An 8,105-nucleotide genomic window follows, 5' to 3' on the forward strand; every position below is an offset into this window, starting at 1 on the left:
GGCCAGCAGGTCGCCGCGTGCCGGCGCACCGGCCGATGCGGGCACCGGCGCCTGCGCCGCAGCGGCCGGCATGGCGCCGGCGTCCTGCTCCGGTGCGGACTCCTTGGGCGCCAGCCGGATCGTCGTGCCCTCGCGGCGCGGGCCGTGCGCGGCGGACGACCAGGCGTCCCCGAGCGCGCCGGGTGCGCCGCCCGACAATGCGCCGCCCGCCACGGCCTGTGCGACGCGATGCGCTTCGGCTTCCATCGCGTCATCGCGCGGGCCCAGCGGTTCCGCGAAACGGCCGCGCCCCCGCACGTCGCGCGCCGCGCGCCCGCCGGCCGCTGCCGCCTTGTGGTCTGTCGGAGCCTGTTTCATGCGTGCCGCCTATTTGCGCTTCGGGCCGCCGGCTGCGGGCCTCTTGGGCGGCGCATCCCTCAGCCTGGCCAGCAACTCGGCCAGCCGCTGGTTCGCTTCGTTGATGGTCGGGCCCGTGGCCGTGCGCAGCGGCGCCTTGCTCTTCTCCCACGCCACCGCGTCGGGGCCGATGCCGCCCGCCTCGCTGGACACGATCAATCCATTCGACACCCAGGCGTTCTTGCCGTCGCGCACCACGTGGGCCAGCGCGTGGCCCTCGTCGATCCGGTCGGTGGCGATGTCCTGGTCGGTGGCGCGCACCGCGACCACGAACTCCTTCAGGACCGCGCCCGCCTTGCCCAGCAGGTGCGCGCCGAGCAAGGCATAGCCGGTGCACACCAGGCGACGCAGGCCGAAGATCGACAGCGGCCGCTGGTAGAGCTCGGAGACGTCGGTCACGTTCATGTCGGCCAGCGAGGCCACATGGCCATGGAAGAAGAAGGCGGCGGCGTAGTCCTGGTAGGCCTGGAACACCTGGTCGTTCTTCCTGGGCTTGAGCGACTTGAAGAAGTCCTCGGCGTTGCCCTGCGTCGGAATCGGCGCGGCATCGACCTTGGCCGCCGCCATCTGGGCGCGCACGGCGAGCTGCTTCTCGAGCAGGTCGGCATAGAGCAGGAAGGCGTCGAAGCCATGGACCTCCTTGCCTTGGCCGAAGACGACGTCGAAGTCGTGTGCCAGGYTGCCGCGCGCCCCGCTCGTGAACGCCTTGATCTCGTCGTCCGTCGGCGGCTTGGCCCGCGCCGGCGCATTCAGCGCCAGGAAGCTGCGCAGCACGAAGAGGACGTTCTGCATGGCCTTGGGCGTCTCGGTGTCGCGCGACTGGATCTCGAGGATCTGCTTGCGGATCGAGCCGACGGCCTTGTCGATCTTGTCCTTGGCGTCGAAGATCGAGCCCGGATCGGCCTGGGCGCCCGCCAGCGCGGTGGCGATGGCGTCGGTGTCCTTCTTGATGCCCTTCATGTCGAGCGACGCGCTGAGCTTGACCACCAGCTCGTCGAGTTCGTTCGACGCGGTGATCGCCAGGTTCAACGCGTGCTGGCTCGCCATCGCATCCTGCTGCCCGCCGTACCCGGTGTTGGGGTGCTTGGCGACCTGGGCCTGGTCGACCACCTCCTTGAGCTTCGGCCGCAGCTCATCCAGCGACTTCGCGCCGGACAGTGCGCTCGCCTTGGTCAGCAGCTCGATGGCCGTGGCCACGTTGCCGGCCTGCTCGCCGTCGAGGTTGCTGACACCCTTGACGCTCGGAACCCCCTGCGCCTTCTGTTGATACGAGACCCACTTGTTGACGTCGCGCAGCCGTTCGCTGGCGCCGGACAGCGACTCCTGGCGCTCCTGGGCCGGCGTCAGCTTGACCTTCACCTGCGGGCTGGACACGGGCTTCGGGTCCTTGGCGCAGCGCTGCAGGCCGAGGCCCGAGCGCAGGCGTGGCCGGGCCTCGCGCCGCAGCTCGGCGAACGATCYGGCGCCCCACAGCGCTGCCGCGGCGCCGGCGGCCGAGCGGTCCGCATCGCGCTCCAGCGCCTCGGACACGGCACCGGCGGCCGGCATCGATTCCCGGTCCGGCGCGGCGACCGCATGCCCTTGCTGCACCACGTGCGCGAGTTCGTGCGCGATCAGCGCATCGCCCGCCGGCGTGCCGGGCTGGAATTCGCCACCGCCGAACGCGACGTGCGGCCCGACGGCGAAGGCGCGCGCGTTGAGCTGGTTCGACAGCCGCGCCGCCGTGCCATCCGTGTGCAGCCGCACGGCCGCGAAGCTGGTGCCGAAGGCGCCTTCCATGCGCGCGCGCAAGCCGCTGCCGAGCGATTCGCCGCGGCCGAGCTGCTCGCGAACCGAGACCGGGTCGGCCGCGTGCGCACCCCCCGAACGCGGCTTGAAGAACATCGCGCCGACGCCCGCGAGCAGGCCGCCGGCGCCGCCGGCACCCGGCATCTCTTCGGGCAGCCCCGTGAGCTCGCCCGTCTTCGCCCATCGCCTGGCGCTCTGGCTCACGCGCGCCGTGACGAGGCCGATGCACTGCGCGGCGCTCGACGCGCCGGCGGCCTCGGGCGCATAGCGCAACAGCGCGCGCTCGATGTCGGCGGCGCTGCGCGCTTCGTAGTAGCCGAGCCAGTGCTCGATCCACGGACAGCCTTGCGAGTCGCGCCCGGTGCCCGCCAGTGCCGCATCGACCGAGGCGCAGATGCCGGCGCGCAAGGCGCTCATGAAATCGCTCTTGCGCATCTGCCCGCGCGTCAGCTCGGCATCGTCCCCCACCAGCAGCAGCGCCGGGGCGGGGGTGGGCGTTGCGGCGTCGACAGCCTTGGGAGAGCGCCGGATCGGCGCAGGGTCGCCGCCAGCCTCGCTGGCCGCGGACCATCCGCCCTGGCCCGRCCGGTGCCAGCGCCGGCCTCGCAGCACGGCCTCGGCGATGCGGTCGGCCTCGTGCTCGGAGGCATCGTTGGCCGGCGCTACTGTCTCCCGGATCGTCGGCGCGTGCCCCATCGGCACGGGGCCTGCCGCGCCGCGCTGTGCGCGCGCGGCTGGAGGGGCGGTGCGACTGGTTGGGGCCATGGCGGGGCATCCGGGCGTCGATGAGGGCCTAGAAGGTCAGGTTCCGCAGGGCGGCCGGCAGGATGTCCGGTCCATGCGAGAGGACCTCGGGATGCTGCCGAATGATGGTTTCCAATCGGGCGTTCATGTTGATGATCCGACTCAGCGCTGCATCCGGAGGCAGTCCCGGCGGGACGGCCCTGCTCAGGGTGTCCGTCACCCTTCGGTTGTAGCCAGGATGGTGCCCCTTCATGTTGAACTTGTAGGCCCGGCCCTTCCAGTCGTACCAGCCGCGCAGTTGCCCGTGCTCGGGGAAGTCCTTGATCAGGTTCAGGTCCGCGTCGACGTGCGTCCCGGCAGATTCGAACAGCGCCTTGTTCTTGCTCAGGTAACGCGTGGCGATGTGATGGTCTTCCTCGAGGCTCACTCCTGCCTGCTTGCGGGTGCGGATGACGTTCTTGCCCTCTTGCTCTCGCAGGACGGCCGGTTCCGCGAGTTCCTGGCGCTCCGTGAACTCCTCGAGAATGTCTTTCTGACGCTGCTGGCCCGGTGTCAACGTCTCGGCCTGCGTCTCGGCCTGCGTCGCCGCCGACGCGGGCTTGGGCACCTCGGCCGCCGGCTTCGCAACACCGGCCTCCTTGCCCACATTGGACGGGTGCACCTTGGGCGTCCTCAGTTCCGCCACCGTCGTCGGCGTGGTCCGGGCCCCGCTCACCATGCGCGATTCCATGTTGGTGGACACCGCCCCGCCGGCGCCCTTGCCGACACCGGCGGCGACCTTCTCGCCGGCCATGTCGACCGCCGCGGCTTCGCTGAACAGGGCGACCAGCGCATCGAAGGCTTCGACCGCCTTGTTGACCACGCCCTCGAACAGCTTCAGCGCGCCCTTGACCGCATTGCGCAGCAGGCCCGCCGCCTCGACGAAGAGGCCCTTGAGCCACGTGAAGGCCTCGACCGCCCTGCCGGCCACGAATTCGGCGGCCTTGCCGACGAAGCTCGCCCCCTTGGCGATCAGGTTGCCGATCGCCTCGCTGAACACCAGCAGCAGCACCTGGGCGACCAGCGTCCCGATGACCTCGCCGATGCCCTTGCCCATTTCGTAGAAGTCCTCGCCGAGGAAATCGAAGATCGCGTGCGCGCCACTCGCGCCGATGCTGCGTGCCTTCGACAGCGCCATCTGCATCAGGTTGTCCAGGAACCCGGAGAACTTCTGCACGGTGCCCTTCGGATCGGTGACGAAAGCCGCCAGCGAGCCGCCGAGCTCGCCCATCAGCTCGTTGAGCTTCAGGCTGAGCCGCGCGATCTTCCGTTGCCGCTCGGCACTGATGGCCACGCCCACCGGCGACCACTTCGCCAGCCACTCCAGCCCCGCCAGGCCCAGCTTGACCAGGCCGACCACGCCCTTCACCAGATCCGTGATCGGGCTGACCAGGCCGATCACCAGGCCGACCAGGTAGCCGCCATAGAACCTGGCCGCGTTCCACGGCACCATCAGCTCGGAGAGATGGGACTTCGCGTCGTCGGCGCGCCCCGCCTTGACGTCGGACTTCAACCCGCCGACGAAACCCTCGAGGACGGCCTTGATGAACGGCCAGGACGCGTCGCTGGTCGCCTTGCGCCCGATCGTGTCGACCAGCCCGGTGCCCAGCGAGTAGGGCTCTTCCTCCGGCGCGCACTGGATGCGCTGCTCGGACAGCGCCGGCACCTGCGCGGCCGACAACTCGCGCGCATCGCGCTCGTGCGCGGAATCTCCCGCATCCACKTGCGGACTGAGCGATGCCGCAGCCCAGTGCTGCTGCGCGACGTGCCGCAGCTCGTGCCGCAGCAGCGCACGGCCCTGTGGCGCCTCGGGCTCGTAGCGCCCGGCGGCAAAGGCGATGTCGCTGCCGAGGGTGTACGCCGAAGCGTTCAGCGATTTCGCGGCGGCGTGCGCGGCCGGCCCGTCATGCAGCCGGACGTGGCCGAAGCCGAAGCCGTAGCGCTCGGCCGCTTCCTGCTGCACCTGCGGCGGCAGCGGCCGGCCGCCGCCGCGCACCGCCTCGACCGCGCGACCGGCTGGGGATTTCTGCGCAGTGGCTCGCACGGGCATCCCACTGTCATGAAATCGGACGAACCGGCCTTCTGCCCGGCTCGGTGGTCGGGACCGGTACAGGCGCGGGTGCGGGTGCGGGCACGGGTTGGGCCTGCGGCGCCGGGTTGGCGCACTGCCACCAGAACGGCGCCAGCGTGCGCACCATGCGCCGGCACTTGCAGTTGTCGACCGCGCCCACCTTGCCCTGCGCATCCACCGTCACCACCGCCAGCACCACCCACGGTTCGCTCGGGCACGGCGGGCAATCGGGAATGCTGCCGGGCTGCAGGAACTGGTCGACCGGCGGCGGCGCCGCATGCGAATCGGGGCAGGCATCCAGCACGCAGATCTCGTAGCCGTCCTGCCAGCGCGAGAACTCGCAGCTCGTGTCGTCGCAGCCACAGCCCACCGGCTGCACGCGCACCGGGCGCGCCGGCATCTCCTTGTAGCGCAGCGCGACATAGAGCGGCGCATCGGGCTGGCGCGTCGAGACCGTGCGGTCGGGGCACAGCGGATCGATCGCGATGTCATCGCAGGCATCGCTGCTGCCCACCGAGAGGCAGCGCGTGCGCAGGTCGAAGCACAGGTCCTGCTCGACCACGATCTCGTCGCCATACGGCCCGAGGATGTAGCCGGGGTGCACGACCACGCACCACGCCCGCGTGCTCGCCTCGACGCGCGCTCCACACACCACGCCCCAGCCGTGCAGGTAGCGGTTCATGCGCCGCAGCCGGTTGCGGAAGTAGTCCTGCCCGAGCGTGAGATCGTCGGGTGTCACGAGTTGCCGCGGGAAGAAGCGCGGCCGCTCGATCGAGCCGCGCGCCATCGTGCCACCCGCAGCCAGCGTGGCCGCACCGCCGCAGCCGCCGCCGCAACCCCCGCCGCAACCGCAACCGCCCGAGCCTGTCGTCATGGAAGCCATGGTCATTCCTTTCAGTACTTGCCGCCGCGCCGGCTCTGCGTCTCGTGGCTGAGCGCGAGCACCAGTTCCCAGAGCACGTCGAGGCCGTAGACGATCGGCCGCACCGCGATGTCGATGTCCGACAGCTCGAGCGTCTTCTCGGCCGCGGGCAGGTGGATGTTGGCCAGCGTGATGCAGCCCGGGCCGGTCTCGCAATCGCAGGGCATGCTGACCCACTCGGCGAGCGCGCGGTAGTTCACGCTGTTGCCCTTGATGAGCCCCGGGATGTCCGAGTCGACCGGGATGTCGGGTGCCTTGCCGGCCTGCAACGCGAGCGAATAGCCTTCGCGGATCGCGCCGGGCGAGCAGCGCGAGGTGCTGTCGCAGCCGCCGGCCAGGACCGGCTCGGGATCGGTCTTGCACTCCTCGTAGCAGACCACGAGGTGGACCCAGTCGTCATCGCAATGCCCTTCGCCGTTCCTGTCGTTCCGGCCGTTCCGGTCATTCCTGCCGCCCTTGCCGTGCTGGCCGTCGTTGCCCGCAGCACCCGTCGCGTCGCCTTCGGGCTCGGGTTCGGGCGCCGGGCGCGACGGGATCGCCAGCGGCTTCGATCGGCCGGGCACGACGATCTCGCGCCCCTGCTTGTCGAGCGCGAGGCCAGGCAGCACGACGACGCTGTGGTCGTCGGCACCCAGCTGCACGTCGAGTCCGCACACCACGCCGAAGCCGTCGACCAGGCGGTTGAGCATCCATTGCTTGCGCTTGAAGTAGGCCTGCTCGGATTCGAAATGACGAACGTCGAGCAGTTGACCGTGGAAATAGCGCGGCCGGGAAAAGCTCCGCAGCGCATCGCATTCGACCGATTCGTCTCGCATGTGTGTTCTCCTGGTGTCCATCAAAGTTGCGCTCCCGAGCCGACATGGCTGTCCATGCCCAGGCGCGCGCGCGGCTGTCCGCCCAGCACCAGGGCCGCGTCGCCCAGCCGGCCGGGCTCGGCCGGCCCGCCACCGAGCAAGGTGTCGATGCCGAGGCTGGCCTGGTAGCCCACGCGCAGGCCCGCGCCGATCACGCACAGGTCGTAGAGCGTGTGCGCGGGTTTCTCGCGCTCGACGATCGCGCGCACCTGGTCGAGCGTGCCCGCGCACTGCAGGTCGCCTGGATACAGCCGCACCAGGAAGCGGTAGGCCGCGCCCTCGAACAGCGGGGTGCCGAACTCGTCCTGCGTGATGAGCTGCGAGCGGTCGAGCGTGGCGGTGCTGCCGAGCACGGCGCCCTGCGGCTCGGACGACGGCAGTACCGTGTTGAAGCCGAGGATCGAGTCGCCGCCGTCGGTCCAGGTGCCGGCCTGCCCGGGCTCGCACGACGTCGATGGCGCCGGCATGGCCCACCAGCCCAGCGCCTGCAGCGGCTCGTCGATCACGGCGCGCACGCCGGCCTCGTCGCGCAGCGCGTCGCGCAGGCCGGCAACCGTGCCGCGCCGTGCGTAGCGCGCGAAGGCCCCGGCGATCGACCCGCGCTGCGCAGCGGCATCCTGCACCTCGGGCAGCGGCAATGCCAGGAAGCCGGCCAGCCAGGCCAGCGCATCCACCGGCGCCGATGCCGGATTCAGCAACGCCGGCAGGTGGCCCGTGGTGGCCTCGAGTTCGTCGAAGAAGCTCTCGAACAGGCTCAGGTAGCGCAGCAGGAAATTGCCGTCCCGCGGCTCCCGGTAGATCGCGGGCAGCTCGGGCAGGTAGCTCGCCTGGTCGAAATCCACGCGCGCCTGCGACAGCACCGGCGTCGAATGCAGGTCGTTGCCGAAGCGCGCACCGATCCACAGCGCCTCCTGCCTGCCGGTGCCGCCGAGGTCGATGAAGAAGTCCGACACGTCGACCCCGACCGCGCGCCACGGCTGGCCGAAGCTGCCGTCCGCCGCAGGCCCCGGCGGCGGCGCGGCGCGGGCCCCGGTGGCGACGAAGAACTGCACGTGGCTGCCGGCGGGCAGGTCGATGCGCGCATGCAGCCGGTTCCATTCGTGGGCGAGCGTGTCGAAGGCGATCGCCTCGCTCCACAGCCAGCCTTCGGCCGCGTGGCTCGCGTCCGGCACCAGGCGCAGCGGCGCGATGCCGCCGCCGGGCGAGACCAGCAGCCCGCCGCCGAGGTCCGGCGCGATGGCGGCGACCGGCCCGTCGTAGCCCGCCGCATCGCCGGCATGGCGCCACGACC

At 71.1% G+C, this 8,105-nt stretch carries 5 protein-coding genes and 1 pseudogene; all 6 read right to left on the reverse strand.

Going from position 1 to position 8,105, the window contains the following annotated elements; translation table 11 throughout:
• Positions 1-357 (reverse strand): annotated as a pseudogene (locus AC1DXV_RS27915) (hypothetical protein); the annotation flags it as partial.
• 9 nt (positions 358-366) lie between these two features.
• Positions 367-2,949, reverse strand: coding sequence for an eCIS core domain-containing protein (locus tag AC1DXV_RS27920; RefSeq protein WP_477936643.1), 2,583 nt, complete (start codon positions 2,947-2,949; stop codon positions 367-369).
• A 28-nt stretch (positions 2,950-2,977) separates the two neighbouring features.
• Positions 2,978-5,011, reverse strand: a complete 2,034-nt coding sequence (locus tag AC1DXV_RS27925; protein WP_477936645.1) for an eCIS core domain-containing protein — start codon at positions 5,009-5,011, stop codon at positions 2,978-2,980.
• Positions 5,012-5,024: 13 nt separating this feature from the next.
• Complete coding sequence (locus AC1DXV_RS27930; protein ID WP_477870242.1) at positions 5,025-5,921, reverse strand: hypothetical protein; 897 nt, start codon at positions 5,919-5,921, stop codon at positions 5,025-5,027.
• Positions 5,922-5,932: 11 nt separating this feature from the next.
• Positions 5,933-6,775 (reverse strand): hypothetical protein, encoded by an 843-nt coding sequence (locus tag AC1DXV_RS27935; protein WP_477936647.1) that lies wholly within the window; start codon positions 6,773-6,775, stop codon positions 5,933-5,935.
• Positions 6,776-6,795: 20 nt separating this feature from the next.
• The coding region (locus AC1DXV_RS27940) for a phage tail protein (RefSeq protein WP_477936649.1) at positions 6,796-8,105 on the reverse strand (1,310 nt) is incomplete at its 5' end.

The sequence above is a fragment of the Rhizobacter sp. P3_C12 genome, assembly GCF_056402735.1.

Bases quoted from the DNA above. Each gene is read 5' to 3' on its own strand.
- AC1DXV_RS27930 (WP_477870242.1), bottom strand. From the start codon at position 5,921: ATGGCTTCCATGACGACAGGCTCGGGCGGTTGCGGTTGCGGCGGGGGT.
- AC1DXV_RS27935 (WP_477936647.1), bottom strand. From the start codon at position 6,775: ATGCGAGACGAATCGGTCGAATGCGATGCGCTGCGGAGCTTTTCCCGG.